This window comes from Staphylococcus sp. 17KM0847, from assembly GCF_013463155.1.
In the GTDB taxonomy this organism is placed as follows: Bacteria; Bacillota; Bacilli; order Staphylococcales; family Staphylococcaceae; genus Staphylococcus.
Window position 1 is genome coordinate 829683 of sequence record NZ_CP040781.1, and the last position, 25537, is coordinate 855219.

At 34.3% G+C, this 25537-nt stretch carries 26 protein-coding genes and 2 pseudogenes; 19 read left to right on the top strand and 9 right to left on the bottom strand.

Annotated features, from left to right (window positions below; genetic code table 11):
* Window positions 1–76 precede the first annotated feature (76 nt).
* From FGL66_RS03955 to hfq, 3 genes are read left to right on the top strand one after another with little or no spacing between them, the layout of a single operon-like run.
* Entirely contained in the window at window positions 77–1021 is a 945-nt protein-coding gene (locus FGL66_RS03955) for an alpha/beta fold hydrolase (RefSeq protein WP_374757680.1), read from the top strand.
* Complete coding sequence (gene miaA / locus FGL66_RS03960; RefSeq protein WP_180810300.1) at window positions 1014–1970, top strand: tRNA (adenosine(37)-N6)-dimethylallyltransferase MiaA; 957 nt, start codon at window positions 1014–1016, stop codon at window positions 1968–1970. Before FGL66_RS03955 ends, miaA begins: the two co-directional genes overlap by 8 nt.
* A complete protein-coding gene (hfq, locus tag FGL66_RS03965; RefSeq protein WP_180810301.1) occupies window positions 1963–2175 on the top strand; it encodes an RNA chaperone Hfq in 213 nt (70 codons plus the stop codon). The genes miaA and hfq overlap by 8 nt, the downstream gene beginning before the upstream one ends.
* A 167-nt stretch (window positions 2176–2342) precedes the next feature.
* Here hfq and FGL66_RS03970 read toward each other — a convergent pair whose 3' ends face one another.
* A complete protein-coding gene (locus FGL66_RS03970; RefSeq protein WP_180810302.1) occupies window positions 2343–2816 on the bottom strand; it encodes a glutathione peroxidase in 474 nt (157 codons plus the stop codon).
* 108 nt (window positions 2817–2924) lie between these two features.
* Between FGL66_RS03970 and hflX the strand changes: the two genes are divergently transcribed.
* A complete protein-coding gene (hflX, locus tag FGL66_RS03975; RefSeq protein ID WP_180810303.1) occupies window positions 2925–4157 on the top strand; it encodes a GTPase HflX in 1233 nt (410 codons plus the stop codon).
* 14 nt (window positions 4158–4171) lie between these two features.
* Entirely contained in the window at window positions 4172–5422 is a 1251-nt protein-coding gene (locus FGL66_RS03980; RefSeq protein WP_180810304.1) for a methionine gamma-lyase family protein, read from the top strand.
* Window positions 5423–5945: 523 nt separating this feature from the next.
* Here the strand turns inward: FGL66_RS03980 and FGL66_RS09740 are convergent.
* The 3 genes from FGL66_RS09740 to FGL66_RS03995 form a co-directional block, all read right to left on the bottom strand.
* Window positions 5946–6053, bottom strand: coding sequence for a putative holin-like toxin (locus FGL66_RS09740; protein ID WP_258007306.1), 108 nt, complete (start codon window positions 6051–6053; stop codon window positions 5946–5948).
* 494 nt (window positions 6054–6547) lie between these two features.
* On the bottom strand, window positions 6548–7888 hold the full coding sequence (gene glnA / locus FGL66_RS03990) for a type I glutamate--ammonia ligase (RefSeq protein ID WP_180810305.1): 1341 nt from the start codon (window positions 7886–7888) through the stop codon (window positions 6548–6550).
* A gap of 23 nt (window positions 7889–7911) precedes the next feature.
* Window positions 7912–8280 (bottom strand): MerR family transcriptional regulator, encoded by a 369-nt coding sequence (locus FGL66_RS03995; protein ID WP_180810306.1) that lies wholly within the window; start codon window positions 8278–8280, stop codon window positions 7912–7914.
* A 354-nt stretch (window positions 8281–8634) separates the two neighbouring features.
* On the opposite strand from FGL66_RS03995, the gene FGL66_RS09745 reads away from it, so the two are divergent.
* The 9 genes and pseudogenes from FGL66_RS09745 (at window position 8635) to FGL66_RS09755 (ending at window position 13620) form a co-directional block, all read left to right on the top strand.
* Window positions 8635–8739 carry a putative holin-like toxin gene (locus FGL66_RS09745; RefSeq protein ID WP_258007307.1) on the top strand — a complete coding sequence of 35 codons (105 nt, stop codon included), beginning with the start codon at window positions 8635–8637 and terminating at the stop codon, window positions 8737–8739.
* A 184-nt stretch (window positions 8740–8923) separates the two neighbouring features.
* Window positions 8924–9076: a hypothetical protein gene (locus FGL66_RS04005; protein ID WP_180810307.1), complete on the top strand. Its 153-nt coding sequence runs from the start codon at window positions 8924–8926 to the stop codon at window positions 9074–9076.
* Between the two features lie 521 nt (window positions 9077–9597).
* A pseudogene (locus FGL66_RS04010) lies at window positions 9598–9875 on the top strand (SH3 domain-containing protein); the annotation flags it as partial.
* A gap of 406 nt (window positions 9876–10281) precedes the next feature.
* Complete coding sequence (locus FGL66_RS09750) at window positions 10282–10476, top strand: XRE family transcriptional regulator (RefSeq protein WP_258007308.1); 195 nt, start codon at window positions 10282–10284, stop codon at window positions 10474–10476.
* A 59-nt stretch (window positions 10477–10535) separates the two neighbouring features.
* Window positions 10536–11039 (top strand): hypothetical protein, encoded by a 504-nt coding sequence (locus FGL66_RS04015; protein ID WP_180810521.1) that lies wholly within the window; start codon window positions 10536–10538, stop codon window positions 11037–11039.
* Window positions 11040–11172: 133 nt separating this feature from the next.
* Complete coding sequence (locus FGL66_RS04020; RefSeq protein WP_180810308.1) at window positions 11173–11973, top strand: hypothetical protein; 801 nt, start codon at window positions 11173–11175, stop codon at window positions 11971–11973.
* A gap of 500 nt (window positions 11974–12473) precedes the next feature.
* A complete protein-coding gene (locus FGL66_RS04025; RefSeq protein ID WP_180810309.1) occupies window positions 12474–12590 on the top strand; it encodes a hypothetical protein in 117 nt (38 codons plus the stop codon).
* On the top strand, window positions 12583–12708 hold the full coding sequence (locus FGL66_RS09855; protein ID WP_308413117.1) for a hypothetical protein: 126 nt from the start codon (window positions 12583–12585) through the stop codon (window positions 12706–12708). The genes FGL66_RS04025 and FGL66_RS09855 overlap by 8 nt, the downstream gene beginning before the upstream one ends.
* An 804-nt stretch (window positions 12709–13512) precedes the next feature.
* The gene (locus FGL66_RS09755) at window positions 13513–13620 is read left to right on the top strand and encodes a putative holin-like toxin (RefSeq protein WP_258007306.1); all 108 of its coding nucleotides are present in this window, start codon (window positions 13513–13515) and stop codon (window positions 13618–13620) included.
* Between the two features lie 33 nt (window positions 13621–13653).
* Here the strand turns inward: FGL66_RS09755 and FGL66_RS09940 are convergent.
* Window positions 13654–13722: pseudogene (locus FGL66_RS09940) on the bottom strand (hypothetical protein); the annotation flags it as partial.
* A gap of 67 nt (window positions 13723–13789) precedes the next feature.
* Complete coding sequence (locus FGL66_RS04040; RefSeq protein WP_180810310.1) at window positions 13790–14680, bottom strand: YdeJ family lipoprotein; 891 nt, start codon at window positions 14678–14680, stop codon at window positions 13790–13792.
* A 1237-nt stretch (window positions 14681–15917) separates the two neighbouring features.
* Between FGL66_RS04040 and cas9 the strand changes: the two genes are divergently transcribed.
* Window positions 15918–19076 (top strand): type II CRISPR RNA-guided endonuclease Cas9, encoded by a 3159-nt coding sequence (cas9, locus tag FGL66_RS04045; RefSeq protein ID WP_180810311.1) that lies wholly within the window; start codon window positions 15918–15920, stop codon window positions 19074–19076.
* A 126-nt stretch (window positions 19077–19202) separates the two neighbouring features.
* The gene (locus tag FGL66_RS09655) at window positions 19203–19361 is read left to right on the top strand and encodes a hypothetical protein (protein ID WP_219621805.1); all 159 of its coding nucleotides are present in this window, start codon (window positions 19203–19205) and stop codon (window positions 19359–19361) included.
* A 323-nt stretch (window positions 19362–19684) separates the two neighbouring features.
* Here the strand turns inward: FGL66_RS09655 and FGL66_RS04055 are convergent, their stop codons facing one another.
* Window positions 19685–20188: a universal stress protein gene (locus FGL66_RS04055; RefSeq protein ID WP_180810312.1), complete on the bottom strand. Its 504-nt coding sequence runs from the start codon at window positions 20186–20188 to the stop codon at window positions 19685–19687.
* A gap of 116 nt (window positions 20189–20304) precedes the next feature.
* On the opposite strand from FGL66_RS04055, the gene ald reads away from it, so the two are divergent.
* On the top strand, window positions 20305–21420 hold the full coding sequence (gene ald, locus FGL66_RS04060; RefSeq protein WP_180810313.1) for an alanine dehydrogenase: 1116 nt from the start codon (window positions 20305–20307) through the stop codon (window positions 21418–21420).
* Between the two features lie 60 nt (window positions 21421–21480).
* Here ald and FGL66_RS04065 read toward each other — a convergent pair whose 3' ends face one another.
* Window positions 21481–22536, bottom strand: a complete 1056-nt coding sequence (locus tag FGL66_RS04065) for a M24 family metallopeptidase (RefSeq protein ID WP_180810314.1) — start codon at window positions 22534–22536, stop codon at window positions 21481–21483.
* Between the two features lie 245 nt (window positions 22537–22781).
* Between FGL66_RS04065 and FGL66_RS04070 the strand changes: the two genes are divergently transcribed.
* Window positions 22782–23471: a metal-dependent hydrolase gene (locus FGL66_RS04070; protein WP_180810315.1), complete on the top strand. Its 690-nt coding sequence runs from the start codon at window positions 22782–22784 to the stop codon at window positions 23469–23471.
* 57 nt (window positions 23472–23528) lie between these two features.
* Here the strand turns inward: FGL66_RS04070 and FGL66_RS04075 are convergent, their stop codons facing one another.
* The gene (locus tag FGL66_RS04075) at window positions 23529–23942 is read right to left on the bottom strand and encodes a universal stress protein (RefSeq protein ID WP_180810316.1); all 414 of its coding nucleotides are present in this window, start codon (window positions 23940–23942) and stop codon (window positions 23529–23531) included.
* A gap of 294 nt (window positions 23943–24236) precedes the next feature.
* Here FGL66_RS04075 and FGL66_RS04080 point away from each other — a divergent pair, with 294 nt between their 5' ends.
* The gene (locus FGL66_RS04080; RefSeq protein ID WP_180810317.1) at window positions 24237–25532 is read left to right on the top strand and encodes a DRTGG domain-containing protein; all 1296 of its coding nucleotides are present in this window, start codon (window positions 24237–24239) and stop codon (window positions 25530–25532) included.
* Window positions 25533–25537: the final 5 nt, after the last annotated feature.

Sequence of the window (25537 nt, forward strand, 5' to 3'; positions counted from 1 at the left end):
ATGATGCTCTATCACATCGCTAATGCATATGGTAAAGTAAAAGATAAGAGCATAGTAGAAAGGTGTGCATACAATGGTGAAACATGAGGCGATGAAAATTTCAATGACAGATGGAACGATGTTAGAAGCAAAAATAGATCGTTCAGATCGAGAAGCTGTGGGTGTCGTACATATTTTTCATGGTATGGCAGAACATATGGATCGCTACACGCCCCTCGTACATAAGTTAAATGCACAAGGTTATCATGTATTGCGTCATAATCATCGAGGACATGGTCAAGATATTGACAGTATTCGAGGTCATTTTGAATCTATAGAACAAGTTGTAACAGATGCTTACGAAGTTCAAACCACATTACGTCCTGATATAGGGAGTGATCTACCGTATATTGTACTCGGTCATTCTATGGGATCAATTATTGCACGTCAATTCTCTCAAACATACCCTGATGTATTACAAGGATTAATCTTGAGTGGCACAGGGTTATTTAGAAGATGGCAAGGTTACCCAGTAGTTGTAGTATTAAAACTGGTAACACTGTTATGCGGCAAGCAACGTAAACTGAACTGGGTCAATCATGCGGTAACGGGTCGTTTCAACAAGCACTTTAAACCACGTCGAACATCAAGTGATTGGATCAGTTCCAATCATCAAGTAGTAGATGCATACATTGAAGATGACTATGCAGGTTTTAAAGTATCCAATCAACTCGTGTATAGTGTGACGCAGCACATGATGACGACTGCAACATTAAAAAATATTAAACGCATGAACAAAAACATCCCCGTATTACTCGTGTCTGGTAAGGATGATCCATTTGGTGAACAGGGAGAAGGTGTACGTCGTCTTGCACGCTTATTCAAGCAGGGCGGTATTCATCATATTACAGTACAATTGTATCCCCATAAAAGACACGAAGTTTTATTTGAACATGATCATGAAACCGTATGGAAACATATGCTAGACTGGATGAGTCGTCAAATCATCCAAAAAGTAAAAGTGAGGGAAGAAGATGAATAAATCAAAACCTTTGCTCGTAGTCATCGTAGGACCGACTGCAAGTGGGAAAACAGCGTTAAGTGTAGAACTCGCAAAAGCAATAGATGGAGAGATTATTAGTGGTGATTCGATGCAAGTATACAAAGGGATGGATATCGGTACAGCAAAAGTGACACAGGAAGAGATGGCGGGTATCCCTCATTATTTGATTGATATTTTAAACCCTGATGAAACTTTTTCAGCATATGACTTCCAACAGCGTGTCAAACCATTAATTCATGATATTACTGCGAGGGGAAAAATCCCTATTATCGCAGGAGGAACAGGCCTTTACATACAATCTGTGATTTATGATTATCATTTTGAAGATGAATCGGTATCTCCTGAACATGAGGCCAAAGTGGCAGTACAGATGAAAGCACTTGAAACGTATTCTAATGAGGCATTGCACGCATATTTAGGTACATTTGATCCTGAATCACAGCAAGCGATTCATCCGAATAACAGACAAAGAGTAATGCGTGCCATCGAATATTATTTAAAAACAAAAAAAGTTCTAAGTAATCGTAAGAAAAGTACCCAGTTAACAGAAAATTATGATACATTAATAGCAGGGATAGAAATGTCGCGCGAAACATTATATCAAAAGATAAACAAACGTGTCGACATGATGTTGTCTCAAGGTTTATTGGATGAAGTGCAAGAACTTATGGACCAAGGCTATGCGTCATGTCAAAGTATGCAGGCTATCGGTTATAAGGAGATGATTCCTGTTATAACGGGTGATATGGATGTTGATGTAGCAACAGATTTATTAAAACAACATTCACGCCACTATGCGAAAAGACAGCTAACTTGGTTCAAAAACAAATTAAATGTTCATTGGTTAGATAGAGAGAAGATGTCACTTACTTCAATGTTATCTGAGCTCACAACCCAAATATGCAAAAGGAGAAATGAAAATGGTTGAGAAAAGAAACATTCAAGATGAGTACCTTGAAACTTTTAAAAGAGAGGGGAAAGAGCTAACAGTCTTTTTGACAAATGGCTTTCAATTACGTGGCACGATTCATGATTATGATAAGTACGTGATTGATCTACTTTCACAAGAACGACATCATTTAATTTACAAACATGCGATTAGTACATTTTTAGAAGGCGCACAATCATCTTGATGTGATGTTGGTGAAAGAGCTAGGGTTTATATTATATAAATTCCGATTCTTTCATATCTTTTCTTAGAGTACAGATGCTACAATGAAATAGCAACAGAGTAAAAAAGCGTTACACTTATCGAATAGGGAGTGTAACGCTTTTTATATTGAGATTTCATTATTTGAAACTATAATAAATGTTCAATATCTGATCTTAATTTTTCGGGTGTCTTTTGTGGAGAAAAACGATTCACCACATTGCCTTCACGATCCACAAGAAATTTGGTAAAATTCCACTTAATATTTCCACCAAGCAAACCAGATTGTTGTGATTTCAAATATTCAAACAGTGGATGTGTGTTGTCACCATTCACATCAATTTTTTCATGCATCGGAAATGTAACGCCATAATTCAATTTACAATTCGTCTCGGCTTCATGACCTGTTCCGGGTTCTTGTTTACCAAATTGATTACATGGAAATCCTAAAACAGTTAACCCTTGATCCTTGTAGTCTCTGTATAGTGTTTCCAGACCGTCAAATTGTGGTGTAAATCCACATTCGCTTGCAGTATTAACAATTAATAAGACATCTCCTTTATATTTGGAGAGTGAATACGTGGTGCCATCAGTTTTTGTGACATCGATATCGTATAAGTTCATAATGATCACCTCTTATTAATAAATATAGCACATCTTTCGCATATAGTCTTAAAGGACACACTATGATAGAATAAAGAGTATTATGTCAAAAGAATGTTGGGTGATAGCATGCAAAAACGACAAACTTATTCAACAGCAAAACAGTTAGAAAAAGCTGTATTGGTCGGTGTAGATTTGTATCGTTCAGATTACAATTTCGATCAGACGATGGCAGAACTGAACGCATTATCTTATACGTGTGAATTGGATGTAAAAGGGCAGTTTACTCAAAATAAAAATGAAGTTGATCAACGCTACTATGTTGGAAAAGGGAAGCTACAAGAAGTACAAGACTTTATTAACGCGCACGAGATAGATGTTGTGATCGCAAATGATGAACTGACAACAGCACAATCTAAAAATTTGAATACGATACTTGGTGTAAAAATTATTGATCGTACACAGCTCATACTCGAGATTTTTGCATTACGTGCCAAGAGTAGAGAAGGACAATTACAGGTGGAATATGCACAGCTTGATTATTTATTGCCAAGATTGATGGGACATGGTAAAAGTTTGTCACGTCTAGGTGGAGGAATTGGAACACGAGGACCGGGTGAAACAAAGTTGGAAACGGATCGACGCCATATCCGAACACGTATGACAGAAATTAAGCGTAAACTGAATGAAGTGACCGCACATCGTGAACGCTATCGGAATAAACGTGATCAGCAACGTATCTTTCAAATTGCATTAGTAGGCTATACGAATGCAGGAAAGTCATCGTGGTTTAACATTTTAACGCAGGCAGAAACTTATGAAAAAGATTTGCTTTTTGCGACGTTAGACCCTAAAACACGGCAGCTGACGTTAAATGAAGGTTTTCAGGTGATTATTTCAGATACGGTGGGCTTTATTCAAAAACTCCCCACAACGCTAATAGAAGCATTCAAGTCCACACTAGAAGAAGCGAAGCGAGCAGATATGTTACTACACGTTGTCGATACGAGTAACAAAGATTATAAAGCACAATATGATACAGTCAATCAACTGATTAAAACGTTAGAGATGTCGGAGATTCCACAAATTGTTTTATTTAATAAGCGAGATCAGCATCAGGGGACTTTGCCGGTATCAGATCAGCCATCGGTATTTGTATCAACGAAAGCGCCAGAAGATATTGAAAAAGTAAAAGCAGCAATTTTAACACATATGAAAGCACAAATGGTATTTTATGAAGAGCAGGTTCCCAGTCATGCAGCGCATCGTTTGTATGATTTGAAGCAGCATACGCTAGTGACAACATTAAACTTTGACGAATCAACAGAAACGTATCATGTTGAAGGATATAAAAATATATAGAAAGTAGTTTAGAAATGACAGAACTTACACAATTAATTGAAGAAGTAGAACAGACATTAGCACCTTATTTTAGAGAAATTGAAATGCGTGCTTACCATAATCAAGCCAACGTATTAGATGCATTTCACAAAGTTAAAATTACAGAAGCTGATTTGCAAGGATCGACGGGATATGGCTATGATGACTTTGGTAGAGATCATTTAGAAGCAGTATACGCAGAAACGTTTAAAGCAGAAGATGCAATGGTTCGACCACAAATCATCTCTGGCACACATGCCATTACAATTGCATTACAGAGCTTACTCAAACCGGGTGACGAATTGATGTATATTACAGGAAGTCCGTATGATACATTGCTCGAAGTCATTGGCGTCAACGGCACAGGTATTGAAAGTTTACAGGAGTATGGTATTCATTACCGAGAAATCGCTTTGAAGCAAGGCGTTATCGATATAGCCTCTGTTAAGGCAGCCATTCAGCCCCATACTAAAGTTATTGCGATTCAACGCTCCAAAGGATATGACCAACGTCCGTCGATAACGATAGAAGCAATAGAGCAAGTGATTCAACAGATTAAAGCACAATTTCCAGAAGTTATTATTTTTGTAGATAATTGTTATGGTGAATTTGTCGAAACACGTGAACCGATTGAGGTAGGAGCAGATTTAATGGCAGGTTCATTAATTAAAAATCCGGGAGGTGGGCTGGCTAAAACAGGGGGATATATCGCAGGCCGTAAAGATTTAGTTGAGCGTTGTGGCTATCGCTTAACAGCACCCGGCATTGGTAAAGAAGCAGGTGCCTCTTTGTCTTCGTTACATGAGATGTATCAAGGTTTCTTTTTAAGTCCACATATTGTTAGCCAAAGTTTAAAAGGTGCCTTATTTACGAGTTTATTACTAGAACGTCTCAATATGGAAACGACACCACGTTATAATGCATTTCGCACAGATTTAATTCAAACTGTATCATTCGAAACAGCTGAACAAATGATACAATTTTGTCAAAGTATCCAACACGCCTCACCCATTAACGCGCATTTTAGTCCTGAACCCAGCTATATGCCAGGATATGAAGATGATGTTATTATGGCAGCAGGAACATTTGTACAAGGTTCATCGATAGAACTTTCTGCGGACGGTCCAATACGTCCACCTTATGAAGCCTATGTACAAGGGGGGTTAACGTATGAACACGTTAAAATCGCAGTCACACGCGCAGTAGAACAAATGATAGAACAAGGTTTGATACAATTACCGTCATAATAAAAAAGGAAGCCTCTTGTATATATCAAGAGCGCTTCTTTTTTGAATAGACATGATAATGATATTATCAATATTAAAATCAAATATACCTAATTGCAGAGTACTAAAATCGTGGCAAAGTGAAGGGCATAAGATATTACTGATACCAAAAATTACAGAGTACTAAAACCTCTAGCCCTATTATAACTTATATTTTTTGGATTTTCATTAAAGATAAACGTATAAACGATTAATAATCAGTAACTAACAAATAGAATACCTCACCCAAACAGGTAGTACGTTTGTATTTAATACATTGACCTAAGCATCTAATATTAACTATCTTTGTAATCATTAATAATGAATATAGTTACAACATTATTAAATAGATGACGGTTAAAGTTGATTATATCAATTCAGTATGTTAAATTAAATGTGAAAAGGGACATGTGCTAACATGCCCCGGTGAGCCCGTTAAAAAGACGGTGGCTTTCTTTAGATTGTGTTAACCATCTAATTACTGACCAAAGTATATGTTAGATGGTTATTTTTTATGGTCTAATTTAACGATTGCGATGACTAAGCCAATTAAAGTAACGATAAAAGTACCGAAACCTATCATCAAACCTAGTACATCTACAATAGACACCACAAAGGCTTCTCCTTTCTAAAGATTTCAGTAATGCCACCATAGGCACCACCTCCTTATACTCAGATAGCCGCCATCTATCCAACTTACTCATTCATTATTCTATCATACCTATTTTTCTCTTTTAATCCTTTTTGTTTTAAATATTCTTCCTGTTCACATGCAAACGTTTTAACGATAAATGTGTTTTTTCTCAAATGCAATCCCCCCCCAAACAAGTGGTACGCCCGTACTCAACACATTGAGCATTCATAAACTTAGGCATATGCATAACTACATTTCTTTTTCCCAATGAAAGTTATACAAGAAAAGCTAGGACATAAAATAATGGTTGTGACCGAATAGGTATATAGCCATGTCATAGAAAAAATCAATCAAAAAGCGAAAGAGATTTTTTAACATTAAGTTGCTCACTCTCTAAAATAACCAAGACTATGGGCAACTAATCTCAAGAGTATAAAAACCCTCAAACCACACAGGCTCAAGGGTTTCAAATATTAATACTGCTTCATATACTGCTCGACTTCCCATTTAGAAACTTGCGTGCGATAGTAATCCCATTCAATAGACTTAGAATTAATAAATTGGTTATAAATGTGATCGCCTAATGCTTCTTTAACAACTACATCTTCACGCATTGCTTTTAACGCTGTATATAATGTTGAAGGTAAGTCTTGAATACCTACTGCTTCTCGTTCTTCACGGTTCATTTCATAAATGTTTTGGTTAACTGGTTTTGGTACTTCTAATTTATTTTTAATTCCATCTAAGCCCGCTTGTAAAATAACGGCTAATGCCATGTATGGATTGGCTGCTGGATCAACTGATCGCACTTCTACACGTGTTGATAAGCCACGAGATGTTGGGACACGTACTAATGGAGAACGGTTTTTACCACTCCAAGCAATATAACTTGGTGCTTCATAACCAGGTACAAGACGTTTGTACGAATTGACTAATGGATTACATACCGCTGTATAACCACGTGCATGCTTCATGATACCTGCGATAAAATGATAGGCTTCTTTTGTGAGTTGCATTTCGCCATTTTCATCATAAAAAGCATTTTCTTTGCCTTTAAATAATGATACGTTGAAGTGCATACCACTACCGTTAACACCAAATAATGGTTTTGGCATAAATGTTGCATGTAAATTATGTTTGCGTGCAATAGTTTTTACTACTAATTTAAATGTTTGGATATTATCACAAGCTGTAATAGCATCTGCATATTTAAAGTCGATTTCATGTTGACCTGGTGCTACTTCATGGTGTGATGCTTCAATGTCAAAGCCCATGTCTTCAAGTTCAAGTACGATGTCACGACGGCAGTTTTCACCAAGATCTGTCGGCGCCAAGTCAAAATAACCACCATGGTCATTTAATTCCATTGTTGGCTCGCCTTTTTCATCTAACTTGAATAAGAAAAACTCTGGTTCAGGTCCTAAATTAAAATCTGTAAAGCCCATGTTTTCCATTTCTTTCAATACACGTTTCAAGTTGCTACGAGGGTCTCCTAAGAAAGGCTTATGTTCAGTCGTATACACATCACAAATTAAGCGTGCAACTTTTCCTTTACCTGCTGTCCATGGAAAAATAACCCATGTATCAAGGTCAGGATATAAGTACATATCAGATTCTTCAATGCGAACAAATCCCTCGATAGAAGAACCGTCAAACATCATTTGATTGTCTAATACTTTTTCCAACTGACTTACAGGCACTTCAACATTTTTAATTGTTCCTAAAATATCAGTGAACTGCAAGCGTAAATAACGTACATCTTGTTCTTCTGCAAATCGTCTAATGTCATCCTTAGTGAATTTTTGCTTTGTCATTAGAGTGTGTCCCCCATTGTAAATTATTTAAAAAAGCGCGATAAGTCACCACGATTAAGTGGAATCGATTCATGCTGTGGCTTCTGTGTCGTATCCACAATCATTTGTTTTCTTAGGCGCTCTTCTTCCTCATTTAACACGCCTTTTTCTTCATCTAACATAATCTGCTTAATACCTTTCATATTAAACCCTTTTTCTAATAAATGTTTAATCGAAAGGAGTAGCTCTACATCATTTAATGAAAAAAGTCGCTTGTTTCCTTCTGTACGGTTTGGTATCACAAGTTCATGTGTTTCGTAATAACGGATTTGCCTTGGTGTTAATTCCGTTAATCGACTTACAACACTCATCGGAAATACAGGCATATTACGTCGGATTGCATCCTTATCCATATCCCCATCTCCTTGACATTTTGAACTTAACATTACATTAGCATATATAAATTTAGAATACAAAAATATGTAAGAAAACCTGACATGAAAAAACCTCTCACCATATACTTCTTTTCAAGTATATGCTAATCAATTTTAACAAGTTTTATTATTGCATTTGAGAAAAAACACATTTATCGTTAAAAAGTTTGTACGTGAACAAGAAGAATATCTAAAGCAAAAGGGATTAAAAGAGAAAAATAGATATGATAGAATAATGAATGAGTAAGTTGGATAGATGGTGGCTATCTGAGTATAAGGAGGTGATGCCTATGGTGGCATTACTGAAATCTTTAGAAAGGAGAAGCCTTTGCGGTGTCTATTGTAGATGTACTAGGTTTGATGATAGGTTTCGGTACTTTTATCGTTACTTTAATTGGCTTAGTCATCGCAATCGTTAAATTAGACCATAAAAAATAACCATCTAACATATACTTTGGCGAGTAATTAGATGGTTTAATATCATTTATTAACGAAAGCCACCGTCTTTCGAACGGGCTCATCGGGGCATGTTAGCGCATATTTAATGTAACATACTGAATTGATATAATCAACTTTAACCGTCATCTTAACAGGTGGCGGTTTTATATTGGAGGCATTTATTATGAAATTAACTGAAAGTGAAAAGTTGGAAGGCATTGGGGAAGTAACAGAGCAGCAAATTGATGTGATTAAAACAGAAGAACATGAGAAAGATGAATTTATTGGCTTAAAAGATGACGAGGAGGTAAAAGTTTATGAGTTACAATATCGTTAATATGTGGACAACTGCACACTTGTATCTGTTCAAATGTGCAACCAACGAAATTGGCTATTCATAATACAGGCAATACAGCATCAGCACGTAATGAGGTGGCATATATGAAGAGTAACATTAACTATGCATCTTATCATGTAGCTTTGGATGATAAAGAATTAGTGCAAGCGATTCCGTTCAATAGTAATACTTTCCACACTGATGATGGATTGGATTGTCATCTGGTAATCGTACTGCTATTGATATTGAGATTTGTTATTCTATGGATAATAGGTAGAGTGATGCGAAGTCAGAACGTTATAAAAAGTGGAAGACAATGCAGGTTTATATGCAGCACACGTGTTGCATAAACATGGGGGAGATTGATTACTTGGTTTAGTGGTAAAGATTGTACACATAAAATGCGTACCACTCGTACATGGTAATTTGAGAATAAAGTGCAGTATTTAAATCAAATTAAAGAGGGTAAAAGACCAACTCAACCTAAAGTGAAATCGACGACTAAAAAAGGACAATGGTAACGTAATAAATATGGTACGCTCTATAAAAAGAGAAGTTTACATTTACTGCAAATGCTGATATTTATGCTCGCTTAGAAGGTCCTTTTAGAAGTTGTCCGTTTGGCTATACGTTTAAAAAAGGGCAGTCTATAAATTACGATGAACTGATGTTACAGGATGGGCATGTGTGGATTGGTTATAACTATAATGGTAAGCGATACTACTTGCCTATTCGCACATGGAATGCTCAAACTGGTAATATAGGTAAACTGGAACAATTAAATAGTTTTAAAAATTAAGGGTGGCTGTAATGGTCGCCCTGTTTTTCATGCAAAAAATTATAGAAAAGTTGAGGGAAAGGGTTAGATAGATGACTTATGTCATTTATAATTAAAGTATAAAGAGAGGAGGAAAGAGCAACGAATCGCTTGGAAAGGTTAGAAAAACAAAAAGAAAAGCGGAACGACAGAATGATTGCAATAGTCACAAGCCTGATAAACTTAACTACTGCAATACTCAACTTCTTGTTCCGCTTTAACCAGTAAGGAAAGAGCTCTCCTTATTGATAATCTTATCACGGGGGTGCAGAATTGAAAAGCTATAAATTTATATTTGGTATACAGTTATTAACAATAGTAATTATTCTTATAACAATAATTTCAATTATTTTTTAAAAATATAAATGTGATTCATTGCTCATATATAATGAAAAAAACGATAAAAAAGTTATTAGATAGTAATATGTCATCTTATGCAATTTCTAAAAATACAGGTGTTGACGCTCCTACAATACAACGTGTTAGAAGTGGAGAAAGAAAATTAGGTAACTTAACTTTGGACAAGGCTGAAAAACTTTATAATTACCAAAAGGAGGTAGAAAGCAATGAGAGTAATGATTGAGGGAGATACTTATCTATAAGACTTAGAAGTTTCAGGTCACAGATACTCACTTCACAGACTTGTCAACGAGAAAAAAATGGGCAGTTGAAGATGATCTTGAAGCAGAAGAAGAACTTGAAGAGTTAGAAATGGAAGTCGAGAAAGCTCACAAAGCAATTTCTGATCAAAACTACAAAGCTTTAGAAAAAATTTACTATAATAATTTTGTAGGTGATTTGATTTTTAATGTTATAGAATATACTTTGAAAGAAGTTATTAAAGAAAATGAATATTCTTTCAAAAAGTCACAAGCCATGTACCCTCTTTACGTTATGTATGATAGAAGCAAAGAAGTCAGAATCTCTGATTATAAATGTCTTGCTTATTCAATTAATAAATTTTCAAAGGAAGAACATAGATATGATCATGAAATCATCGAAAAGAGCTGTGAATTCAGAAAACATCAGCTCGAATCAGTTGATATTAACTTAAAAGAAAATAATGATATTCTCTATCACAGAAGATGGACAGCCAATAAAATCAATATATTTATGATAGGGTTGAATACGACCCCCTTTAAATAAAGAAATTTCATTCATTGCCATAAAATCACTCCAATAATATTTTTAAAATATATAATTAAAAGTATTTTCTGTAATTTTGTAGTAAGATAATCACATGTGTCAATTGCATAATAATTAGATTAGAAAGGAAAATATGAATTTCGAACTATCATTAATAATAATTCAAACAATAACGGGAATTATATCATTATTCTTAGGATTTAAAGCAACAAAGTTGAATCAAGAGTCTTATAAAAATTCAAATAATAGCTATATCAATGAGGGCATTCACAATCAAACATATATTGAAGTGACATCAATAACAGACAATGACATAATAGAGAAAAAAGTACGATACCTTAAATACTTTCACTGGATTTTTAATATAGCCTTCTTTGGAACAGGTATATATACTTTTATAAAAATGTTTCCAAACATGTTAAAACAAATTAAAATATTTGATGGTGGAATTACACTTACAAACCTAACAAAGTTATTAACACTTTCACTTCAAAATGCTTTGTTAGGTTCTCTAATAATTAATATAATTGGCGGATTAATATTAATTATTTTCACACTTATAAAGCCATACTATACTAAAAAAAGAATACCATTAAGTATAATAATTGTTCTAACAAATATTATTCTATTCATTGATCTGTTTAAAAATGACTACCATAATAATATAGAAATTACTTTCTCTAATAGTAATAGTCTGATTAATATACTAACAATATTTTTTATATTAATCACAATGTTGTTAGTACTTGCTAATAATATGATTTTAGGGATCTACTTATTCAATTTAAAATCATATAATAATGAATTGGCAGACCCGCTCACTAGAATTTCTATTATATTTACAACTATCATCATTTATGGTCTATCAAAATGGATTATCTTTTATAGTGGACTTGAATTCATAAAAGAACAATTGATAAATCACTTAAAATAAAAATTTAAAATTATTATGCAATTTAGCACATTTCTAACCTATAAAAAATAATATCATAAAAAGAATAACCGAAATAAGTAAAACGTAATAAGCTAAATGAAACATTTTTTAAAATATAGGTTGTCCATCTTCTGTGGTGGATAGATAATTAAAAGTACCTCGTTTTATTTTAAGTAGTTTTAATATATCATTACACATAGGCGCATCATGTCTCCTTTAATTTTGGTTTGGTCACTTAAAATTATAGAGACATATGCGCTTTTTGTATACCAAAAAAGGTGAGACAGCATATGCCATCCCACCACAAAAGGTGAAGAACCAAATGTTCCTAGAGTATCCAGTATTAGCGGTACTGGATACTCTAGGAACATTAAAACAACTTAGAATGTGACATCTCGCTTACCTAGACCGAAAGCCGAACAACGAAGATTAAATTATCTGGAGCCTTTTGGCTCCTCCTTACACTTGAAGTATATAATAAATTTTGGAGGTTTTCAAATATGACAGGTCAAATGTATTTATCATTATTTATATTAAGCCTACCATTATTGCTGTTTATAGGAAGAAAAACGCATTTCTATTACTTAGATAAAAAGAATGTGAATAAAAATGATTGAATTTAAAAAATCAATTCAAAAATTACTAGATAGTGATGTATCAGGATATAAAATTTTTAAAGATACAGGGATATTACAAGCACGTATCTCTGATTTGAGAAGAGGCGTTAGAGATTAGGTGGCGTCTCATTAGGCACTGCCGAAAAACTATACAACTACCAAAAGCAACTCGAAAAAGAAAATCAATAAATTAACCCTGTCTGCAATGGGTGGGGGATATATTTGAATTAGGGGAGCAGAAAATACACAATTTCTTATATTTTTGCTCCTCTAAGTTTAAATACCCCTAGGATTCAATATACTAAAACCGTTGATTTTATTGTGTTTTAATGACTAATGTATGCTTGAATACAGTGTATAGAATGATTGCACGCAAGTTTCTAAATGGGAAGTCGAGCAGTGTATGAGACGGTATTAATATTTGAAACCCTTGAGCCTGTGTGGCTTGAGGGTTTTTGTACTTTTGAGATTAATTGCCCATAGTCTTGGTTATTTTAGGGAGCGAGTAACTTTTGGGCAACTTAGTGTTTAAAAATCTCTTTCGCTTTTTGAATGATTTTTCCTATGACATGGCTATATACCTATTCGGTCACAGCCATTGTTTTATGTCCTAGCTTTTCTTGTATAACTTTCATTGGGAAAAAGAAATGCAGTTATGCATATGTCTAAGTTTATGAATGCTCAATGTGTTGAGTACGAGCGTACTACTTGTTTGGGTGAGATGTTGCATTTGAAAAAACACATTTATCGTTAAAAAGTTTGCACGTGAACAAGAAGAATATCTAAAACAAAAGGGATTAAAAGAGAAAAATAGATATGATAGAATAATGAATGAGTAAGTTGGATAGATGGTGGCTATCTGAGTATAAGGAGGTGGTGCCTATGGTGGCATTACTGAAATCTTTAGAAAGGAGAAGCCTTTGTGGTGTCTATTGTAGATGTGCTAGGTTTGATGATAGGTTTCGGTACTTTTATCGTTACTTTAATTGGCTTAGTCATCGCAATCGTTAAATTAGACCATAAAAAATAACCATTCCCGACTTTGGCTGAGTAGGTAGAATGGTTAGATAAACCGAAAAGCCACCGTCTTTTTAACGGGCTCATCGGGGCATGTTAGCGCATGTCCCTTTTCATATTTAACGTAACATACTGAATTGATATAATCAACTTTAACCGTTGAAGTCACATATCCATGATTTTTATATGGGCTGTCCTTTTTCATCATATTTCGTTACAGTACCATCTGTATCGATAATATAAGATCCCGCTAAATGACCAGATTTATCTAAAATGGAAAATCCCCATCGACCATCAGGCATTTGTTCTGGTTCCTTATAAGTATATGTATCGGTATCTAATAAGTGTCCTTCATAGTCTTCTACTAAATCAATGACGTTACTACGTGTTACCTTTGTTGTTGATGATTGATTGGACTTATTACTTGAACCATTTGATGAAAAAGAGTTAAGTGGTTGCGGTGTGCTATCTAAAATATATTTGGCTACATAATTTATATCAGATTGTGAAGCATTTTTTATAGGAATTGTATTAGCATTTTCCAATATTTTTTGAGTTTCATTTAATGAATAATCATCTTCAAACCATTGACGATCTTGAAAATGACTTGGTGCATCGTACACAGTAATCGTTCCATTATTGTTATCTTTAAAAATAACATGACCAGCTGCTGTTGGGTTTGGACTTAATTCGATTGTACCTTCTGGAAAAGTTTTGGATGCATCTGTGTTATATGGATTGATAGGTGAACCTGAATAATCTATTAAATTATAAGACATAGACATTTTATCGAAATTTTCTATGTCATTTCGTACAGATAACCAAATTTGTGCATAATATTCACGCGTATTTTTAGGGTGAATATATTCAAGATGATCTTTATTATTTTGTTGAGAGTTATCATTCTGTTGCATTTCATTGGCATTTTGTTTTTGTTCAGTGTTTTGTGTGTTCTGGTTTGTTGATTGTGTATCAGATTGTTGAGGTGTTTCATTATTTTTATTTAAAAATCCACAACCTGATAGTAATAAAGCACTAGCAGCAACGCTCATTATTATAGTTTGTCTTTTCATAAAATCCTCCTATGGGTAATTGAATACATTAATTATACAACGATTTTTTATTGTATAGTCATGATTTTTAAAAGTAATAGATTATTCAATAAAAGAAGAACTCAATTTTTTGTAGAATAACTATCGAGTTTTTTAGAAAGATATAGTAGAAAGAGGATCAAATATTGATAGAATTATAAAAAGTGAATGGTTGACTAGAACTGATGATATGACTTTAATTATGGCAATCGTTAATTATAAAAAATGATCTATAATATTACAGGGTTGCTGAGTTAGAAGTGATATTAGCATTTAAAGGAGCGTTAATACAAAAAAGAGCAAAAGTAAAGTTGGGAAAATGTTAAGGAACGAATACATTAAAAATTACAGAGTACTAAAACGGATTCATAACTTGCTCTCGTAAATCTTCTGTATCACTTATACCAAAAATTACAGGGTACTAAAACGGGCGCACTTACATACCAAAAATGGTATCGGTATCACTTATACCAAAAATTACAGAGTACTAAAACTCAAACATCACTGATAATTCTTTTTTTATAGTATCACTTATACCAAAAATTACAGAGTACTAAAACCTAAATAAAAAGAGAACCACTTGCACGAATGTATCACTTATACCAAAAATTACAGAGTACTAAAACCTCTAGCTATATTATAGCTTATATTAACTACCGTTGCATTATTCTATATAGATATATTTGTCTCTCTTTGAGTAGATTCACAAAGTAATAAGAGTGTGGGGAGATAAGTAGTCTAGGTATTATAATATTGGTTATCGTTTTTAAATAATATTGAGTTACAAATAATCGACTATGAATTGATGTATAACTACACTTTTGTAGTAGAGGTGAGATCATTACGATGATTGGGAGAACGTCATCTGTTCAAATAATAATTATATTCCTTTATTTTTCAGAAAAACGTGTTTTATTAGAAAACGCATTGACGTAGTATAGGTTAAAATGATAAAGTGTAAACACAAGTTAGATACTTGTACTTATACCAAAAATTACAGAATCTACTAAAACAAGACATTATGTCGTGTTTATCCCATCATTCTTGATGGGATTTTTTTGTGAATATAGTGTTTTAAGCGACTAAAAGTATCGTTTGTGTCAATATATAAATTTACTTGTTTTATAATGATTATTTATATTAATATATAAATCTTGTTTCGAAAAACCCCAACTCAACTTATAATAAAATTGAATATATCAAAAGAGGGGGTTACTATATGTCTCGGCCATTTATTTTAGGTTTAGATATTGGGATTACATCTGTGGGTTACGGTTTGATTGATTATGATTCAAAAGAAATTATTGATGCAGGTGTAAGGATTTTTCCTGAAGCGGATAAGGGTAATAATGAAGGAAGACGTTCTAAGAGAGGAGCGAGACGTTTAAAGCGTAGAAGAATTCATCGTTTAGAACGTGTGAAGACGTTGTTGGCTCAATATCAAATTATTACTGATAATGTTCCTAAAAGCAATCAGCCTTATGATATTAGGGTGAAAGGATTAACAGAGTGTTTAACTAAAGAAGAGCTTGCAGTTGCACTTTTGCATATAGCCAAGCGTCGAGGTATTCATAATGTTAGTGTTCAGATAGATGATAATGATGGGGATGTTAATAGCCTATCAACAAAAGAACAGCTGAATCAAAATGCACGTGAGTTAGATCAGCGTTTTGTTTGTGAACTTCAAAAAGAACGTTTAGAAATTAACGGAAAAGTGAGAGGTGAACAAAATAGGTTTCTCACAAAAGACATTATTCGTGAGGCGCAACAATTAATAGATACACAAAGACAATTTTATCCTGATTTGGATGAGTTATTTGAAAAAAAGTATATTCAGTTAGTTGAAACACGTCGTGAGTATTTTGAAGGTCCCGGAGAGGGAAGCCCGTATGGATGGAATGCAGATATAAAAAAATGGTACCAACTCATGATGGGACAATGTACATATTATCCTGAAGAATTGCGAAGTGTTAAACATACCTATACAGCAGCGCTATTTAATGCATTAAATGACCTTAACAATTTAGTGATTGCTAGAGACAACTATTCAAAGTTAGAATATTTTGAAAAATATCATATTATTGAAAATGTATTTAAACAGAAGAAAAATCCTACATTAAAACAAATTGCTAAAGAAATTGGTGTAGCGGAGCAGGATATTAAGGGATATAGAGTGACAAAGTCCGGTCAACCACAATTTACAACATTTAAACTCTTTCATGATTTAAAACAAGTAGTGAAAGATAAAAAGATATTGGAAGATGTTGTATTGTTGGATCAAATCGCAGAGGTTATAACAATTTATCAAGATGAAACTTCTATTATTGAAGCTTTGAATCAGTTGGAGTATCTGTTGACCGAACAAGATAAGCGTGAAATTGCAAAACTAACAGGGTATAGTGGAACGCATCGTTTATCACTCAAGTGTATGAATAGTGTTATGGATGAGTTATGGCATACAACCTATAATCAAATGGAGATATTTACAAGGTTAGGTATGGAACCTAAAAAGTATGAGTTAGCAAATCAACAATATATTCCAACAAATATTATAGAGGACTATATTTTATCTCCTGTTGTAAAACGCTCTTTTAAGCAAGCCATTGAGGTTGTGAATGCAGTTATCAAAAGATATGGATTGCCTAAAAATATTGTTATTGAATTAGCACGTGAGAAGAACTCGAAGGAAAAAAAGAAATTTTTAAATGATGTACAGAAGTGTAATGAAAAAACACGACAGCGGATTGAAGAGATCATAGCTGAATATAACAGTGAAAATGCAAAATATTTAATTCAAAAAATTAGATTACATGATGCACAAGAAGGTAAATGTCTGTATTCTTTAAAGGATATACCTTTAGAAGATTTGCTAAGAAACCCTAATCATTATGAAATAGATCATATTATTCCAAGGTCTGTATCGTTTGATAATTCAATGCATAATAAAGTACTTGTTCATCAAGAACAAAATAGTAAAAAAAGCAATAGGACACCATACCAATATTTAACGTCAGCTGAAGCAGATATTGACTACGCTCAATTTAAACAACATATTTTGAATCTTGCGAAAAATAAAGAGAGAATGAGTAAGAAAAAAAGAGAATATCTTTTAGAAGAACGTGATATTAATAAATATACGATTCAGAAAGAATTTATTAATCGAAATTTAGTTGATACACGATATGCAACACGAGAATTAACGACATTATTAAAAGCTTACTTTCATGCAAATGGTTTAGATGTTAAAGTCAAAACATTAAACGGAGGTTTTACAAACTTCCTTAGAAGAAGGTGGGGATTTAAAAAAGAGCGAGATGATGGTTATAAACATCATGCTGAAGATGCACTGATTATCGCAAGTGCAGATTATTTATTTAAAGAGCATGAAATGTTAAAAGCATTGAAAGAGATTACTGATTTGGGTGAAGAACAAGACCGTTCAAGCATTAGAGATGATAAGGCGTATCGTGCAATATTTGATCAGAAATATAAAATGAAAGATATTAAAGACTTTGAAATTACTAAATTTTCACATCGTGTTGATAAAAAACCTAATCGTCAACTTATCAATGATACATTATATTCAACAAGACAAAAAGATGGAGAAATATTAGTTATTGATATATTGAAAAATTTATATGACAAAAATAATGAAAAGGTTAAAAAAATTTATCAAAAAGAGGCAGAAAAATTCTTAATGGCACAACATGATCCAGCAACATTTGAGAAGTTTGAAACTATTATGAAGCAATATGAGAATGAAAAAAATCCACTTGCTCAATATCATGAAGAAACAGGAGATTACCTTAGAAAATATGCTAAAAATGGTCAAGGTCCAGTAGTGAAAAAAATGAAATATTATAGCAAGAAGTTGGGAGAGCATTTAGATATTACGCATAAATATCAACAAGCAAGAAATAAAGTGGTTCAATTATCTCAAAAATCATTCCGCTTTGATATTTACTCTACTGAAAAAGGGTATAAAATGTTGGGTATTTCATATCTTGATTTAAAAAAAGAAAAGCAACATTATGTTATCCCACAAGAGAGCTACCATCAAATGAAAGAGACTAAATCTATTGAAGAAAAAGATATATTTATAGGTAGTTTTTACACTAACGATATCATCAAAATAGATGGAGCATTTTATCGTGTTATTGGAGTGAGTAGTGATTCACGCAATATTATTGAAGTAGATAACGTACATATTTCTCAAAAACAATATGCAAAGCAACATGATAATGTATCTCCACGTATTAAAATCACAATTGGAAAGAAAATTGGGAGTATTGAAAAGTATCATACAGATATTTTAGGAAACCGTTATAAAAGTCAACCTATATCTCGACCGCAGCTTATTTTTAAGAAGGGGTTTTAACTATATACCTTAAAGCTGTAAATATCGTTTTCGTTCATATTCTGAATTACAACAATTATATTAGATGCACAAGTACGACAAACCCAAGGACTATGTTTACCTCAAAAAATCATCAATAGTCTTAATATGAAAGGAAATCAAGAAATATTGATCAGTATAGAGGGCGATACATTGATTCTAAAACCTAAAGCTATTCATGAACTATTTTTAGACTGGGAAGATGATGGCGTCAGAAGTGAAGAGATGAATTGGGGATTAGCTAAAGGTGAGGAATTAGATTGGTAAAAGAAGTATCACAAGGTGATGTATTTTATGTAGACTTTAATCCTAGAGAGGAATATTGAGAGATAAAGTTAAGGTTTAATTCTATTAATTATGATGACATCAATTATACGATTGATAGTAGGGGATGTTAATGCTTTCTGAAAGTAAAAACAGGTCATAACAATCAGTACGATGTCGCAAAGGTGACATTTATATGATCAGTAATTATTTTTATTTTGAATTCAGTTTGGTAGAGAAACACCACAAAAATCCTTTGAAGTGGATTTTTGTGGTGTTTTTCATTAGGCTAGGGATTATGTCACAGCCTCTTTTGTTGTTCAATATTAGATGTTGAAGTCTTTTAAAAATTCAGTTGTTGCTACTTTTGGTTTAAATGTTTCTGGAATTTGTTCAGTACGAACGACTAATACGTCACAAGATGCATGGCGTACGATAGCTTCAGATACAGAGCCGACAATAAAGCGTTCAACGGCATTTAAACCAGATGTACCACACATAATCAAGTCAACATCTAAATGTTCTTCGCTCGCAAGTTTAGGGATGAGTGACTTAGGTGAGCCGAATTCTAGGCGTGTTTCAACATCAGTAACACCTTCGTCAATTGCCACTTTTTTGTAGCCGTCTAACAATTTCTCAGCAAATGTTTTAGATTTTTCTGTGAAATGAGAGTCGTAAACTTCAAAAGATGTGTACGTGCGAGAATCGATGACATTGATGATTGTTAATTTTGCATTGTTACGTTTCGCTACCGCCACGGCCTTGTTGAATGCCCATTCTGCTTCGTGAGAGCCATCGACAGCAATTAATATATTTTTGTACATTAGCATGGCAAAAACCCCTTTCTTATTTCATCTTTATTATACCATAAATTTATATAAACGGGTATCGTTATGATTGCGCTTACATAATTGATGCGTTATTATTGTGTTGGAGGTGTAGGAGTATGAAAATTGGAATTCCTAAGGAGATAAAGAACAATGAAAACCGTGTAAGTTTATCACCAAGTGGGGTGCATGCACTCGTTGAAGCTGGACATACTGTTCTTGTTGAAAAGAGCGCAGGTGAGGGGTCTTACTTTGAAGATAAACATTACATCGAAGTAGGTGCACAAATTGTTGATACAGCTGCACAAGCTTGGGATGTAGACATGGTTGTGAAGGTAAAAGAACCTTTAGAGGAAGAATATGGTTACTTCAGAGAAGGCCTTATTTTATTCACATATTTACATTTGGCAAATGAACCTAAGTTAACTGAGGCACTTGTTGAAAAGAAAGTGATCGGTATTGCTTATGAAACAGTACAACTTGCAGATCGTTCATTGCCATTGTTGACACCGATGAGTGAGGTTGCTGGTCGTATGTCAGCGCAAATTGGTGCACAGTTCTTACAACGCTTTAATGGTGGTATGGGAATTTTATTAGGTGGTATTCCGGGCGTTCAAAAAGGAAAGGTAACGATTATCGGTGGGGGCCAAGCAGGTACAAATGCTGCTAAGATTGCACTTGGCTTAGGTGCAGATGTTACAATCCTTGATGTCAATGCAAAACGCCTACAAGAGTTAGAAGATTTGTTTGATGGTCGTGTGCATACAATTATGTCAAACCCATTAAACATTGAAGAAAATGTTAAAGAGAGTGACTTGGTTATTGGTGCAGTATTAATTCCAGGGGCAAAAGCACCAACACTTGTTACTGAGGACATGATTAAACAAATGAAACCGGGTTCAGTTGTCGTGGATATTGCGATTGACCAAGGTGGTATCTTTGAAACAACAGATAAGATTACAACGCATGATAATCCAACATACATTAAGCATGGTGTTGTGCATTATGCCGTTGCGAATATGCCGGGTGCAGTACCACGTACATCAACGATTGGTTTAAACAATGCAACATTACCATATGCATTACAACTTGCGAACAAAGGCTATAAACAAGCATTAACAGATAATGTACCATTGTCTCACGGCTTGAATACATTTAATGGTTTAGTTACAAACAAACCTGTTGCTGAAGCGTTCGATCTTACGTATACGCCAGTGACTGAAGTTTTACAATAAGATAAAAAGCGTAGTGCTTGTCAGATTGGATTCGACAGGCACTACGCTTTTATTTATTCGTTATTTAGGCGCGTTGGATAGGCTTTCGTAGCCATTTTCAGTTACTAAAATATCATCCTCAATACGAACACCTGCAACGTTAGGGACGTAAATACCGGGTTCGATGGTAATAACCATACCTGCTTCTAATAGATTATGATTTGTATGAGAAACATCTTGATATTCGTGTGCTTCTAAGCCCAGACCATGACCTAGACGATGAGGAAAATATTCTCCGTATCCTGCCTCTTCAATAATGCCACGTGCAATACGATCCAATTCACTTAATGGCACACCGGGTTTGATGGCTTCGATTGCTGTTTGTTCAGCTTGTTTTACAATGTGATAAATATTATGTGCTTCTTTGCTTGGATTTCCGAAAGCGACAGTACGTGTAATATCACTGCAATAGTAGTCGTAAATCACACCTAAATCAAATAGGACATATTCATCATTTTGAAGTTTACGTTCTCCGGGTGTACCGTGTGGGGCAGCAGCATGATCGCCAAACAAGACCATCGTATCAAAGCTCATCTCACTGACACCATGTTTTTTGATTTCATTTTCAATATGATTGACAACTTCTCGTTCTGTGACACCGACTTTTAAAAAAGCGGTACCTATTTCAACACATTTGTCTGCAAGTTGTGCAGCTTGGCGCATGGCTGTAATTTCATCTGATGTTTTAACATTACGCAGTTGTTTTAATGTTAAGTCGATGCTGTTGAAAGATTGTACGCCGAATGCCGTTTGTAATTCATTGTAACGCTGTACAGTTAGATGACTTTCTTCTATTAACAATGTGTCGAATTTTGCATCATATTTGGCATAGGGATTTTCAGTATCGAGATAACCTATAATATCACCATCATATGGGGAGGCCTTTACTTCTTCGACATCAAGTTGTGGGACAAATAGTGTTTGTTGTCCTTCTTTTGTGATTAACAGTGCAAAAAGACGCTCATGAGGTTCGCTTTTAAAACCTGTTAAATAAAAAATATTAATAGGATTAGAAACCCATATCGCATCTGCTTGCTTGTCTTGGATCGTTTGTACTAATTGCGCTATTTTTGTCATAATAATCCTCCTTGATCTATTGCTGTTTGTGGGGACAACACGCCATTACGCACATACGTGCTGGAAATAAGAAATGATAGTCACCTAGTTAGTGATTAAGACTTATTTGTCGATTGTTGATATTGTCTGTCACCCATTCTCTTTTATTGTATGTCAGTTATTTTTAAAATTCAAACAATGGTATATGTGTATGATTAAGAACAGCGTGGTATAGTAATGATAACAGTAAAAAGGAGGAATGCTACATGAAGTTATCTTATCATGGTCAATCGGTCGTTTATTTCGAGTCGAATGGTAAGAAAGGAATCATTGACCCATTTATCACTGGAAATGCATTGAGTGACTTAGATGTTGAAACATTAGAACTTGACTATATTATTTTGACACATTGTCACGAAGATCATTTTGGGGATACGATTGAATTGGCACAGCGTACGCAAGCTACTGTTGTTGGAACGGCAGAATTAGCCAACTATTTGTCAACCGCTAAAGGGATTGATAACGTACATCCCATGAATATTGGTGGGCAGTGGACGTTTGATTTTGGTAAATTAAAATTTGTACAAGCATTTCATAGTTCGAGTTTAATGAATGATGAAGGTATTCCTATTTATTTAGGTATGCCGATGGGCGTTATTTTAGAATTAGAAGGGACAACTGTATATCATACAGGAGATACTGCATTATTTAGTGATATGAAGCTCATCGCAGATCGTCATCCTGTTGATGTATGTTTTATTCCAATTGGTGATAATTTCACAATGGGAATTGAAGATGCAAGCTATGCGATTAATACATTCATACAACCTAAAGTGACAGTACCTATTCATTTCAATACATTCCCACTCATTGAACAAGATCCAGAAGCATTCAAAGCTGCAGTTCATGCTGGAGAGGTACAAGTTTTACAACCCGGTGAAGCAGTTCAAATCTAGTCTATCAATAAAAAGTGAGCCTATAACTGTTTGATACAGTTTGGCTCACTTTTATTATTATTTGACGATTAATACAGGAATCTTAGCACGTTTTGCAACTTTATGGCTGACGCTGCCGAGTACGAATTTTTTGGCTTCTTCAGCTTTGCGGTTACTCAAAACCACGATATCGTACTGTCCACTATTCGCAAATGCCACAATTTTCTCTTTAGGGTTCCCACGTTCAATCACTTCCTCATAACGAACATGGTTGGCTTCCAAAGTTTCACGTGTTGGACTCATTTTGTTATGACGAATTGTTTTCAATTCATCAAAGTGTGTACCCATCTTGACAGAAGCTTGAACATCTTGCTCACCGATAACGTTTAATAGTGTAACGACGGTATCCTCTCCTGCAAGTTTCACCACTTCTTGTAGAGCTTTAGCATTTTTTAAGTCTGTGTCGACTGCGAGTAGTATATTTTTATGCATCTCAATCAACCTCCTTAATGCTAGTGTAAACAATATCATACTAAAATGCTATGCTTGTAGGTATTTTTTTGAAAATCTATACATTGAAGAAGCATCGCAATATTTTATAAAAAAAGTTATAATGTATAAGATATATAGGTATAAGGCGTATCAAAATACCTAAATAGAAATAGAGATGTTTTAGAAAATGTAAAGTGTAAAACTAGTGTTCCTATAATATCTTATAAGCTTGTGACAACTGGGAGTTACCCATTCAAAAGTGCCATCATGCAAAGAAGAGGTGTGAAATAGTCAATGTCGAAACATGAAAAAATTATTAAGCACATAGAGGGATTGGCAGTCGGTCAAAAAATATCAGTACGAAAAATAGCGAAATACCTTGATGTGTCAGAAGGAACAGCTTATCGTGCTATCAAAGATGCAGGACAACGTGGTCTAGTTGCGACGATTGATCGTGTAGGTACTGTACGTATTGAAAAAAAGCCGCGTCAACATCTGGATCATCTTACATTTGGAGAAATTGCTAAAATTATAGAAGGACAGTTTATTGGCGGACGCTCAGGTCAATTCAAAACATTGACGAAGTTTGCAATTGGTGCGATGGAAGTGGATAACGTTGTCAACTTTGTATCTAAAAATACATTATTAATCGTTGGTAATCGTCTTGATGTACAGAAGGCGGCATTGCAAAAAGGCAGTGCTGTGTTAATCACAGGAGGATTTGACACAACAGATGAAATCAAAAGAATTGCTAATGAAAAAGAACTTCCGATCATCTCTTCAAATTATGATACGTTTATGGTAGCTAATATCATTAATCGCGCGATGTATAATCAGATGATCAAGAAAGAAATTTTAGTTGTAGAAGATATTGTCATTCCAATTGAGCAAACTTCTTATTTAAAAGATACAATGACGGTACAAGATGTACGTGATAAGTCTAATGCCACAGGACACTCACGCTTTCCAGTAGTGGATGACTATATCAGGCTGACTGGACTGATTACAAGCCGAGATATTATGAATAGAGAAGTGACAGAACAGTTAGGTAAAGTGATGACTAAACCCCCTATCAGTGTTCAAATGCATACAACGGTAGCCAGTTGTGCGCACTTGATGATTTGGGAGGGGATAGAACTATTACCAGTAACAGGTACAAACAAGCAACTTATCGGTGTTATTTCAAGAGAGGATGTCTTGAAGGCGATGCAAGTTGTAGGTAGGCAACCTCAAGTTGGCGAGACCATTAATGACCAAGTGGCAAAACATATTGAAATCCGCAACAATCAAATATTTGTTGAAATCACACCACAGCTTACAAATCAATTTGGAACATTAAGCAAATCCGTGTCTGTTGCTATTATTGAAGAAACGATAAAAACGGTAATGAGAAAACAAAAAAAAGTTGAAGTCATGATTGAGAACTTAAATATCTTCTATATTAAAACGGTACAAATTGAAACTGAAATTGAAGTACGCTATCAAATATTAGACGTTGGACGTAGCTTTGCAAAAATCGAAGTTACGATGCAGAGTGATCAACAGCCTGTTGCTAAAGCATTAATTATGTGTCAGTTATTAGATAACTAGGAGGA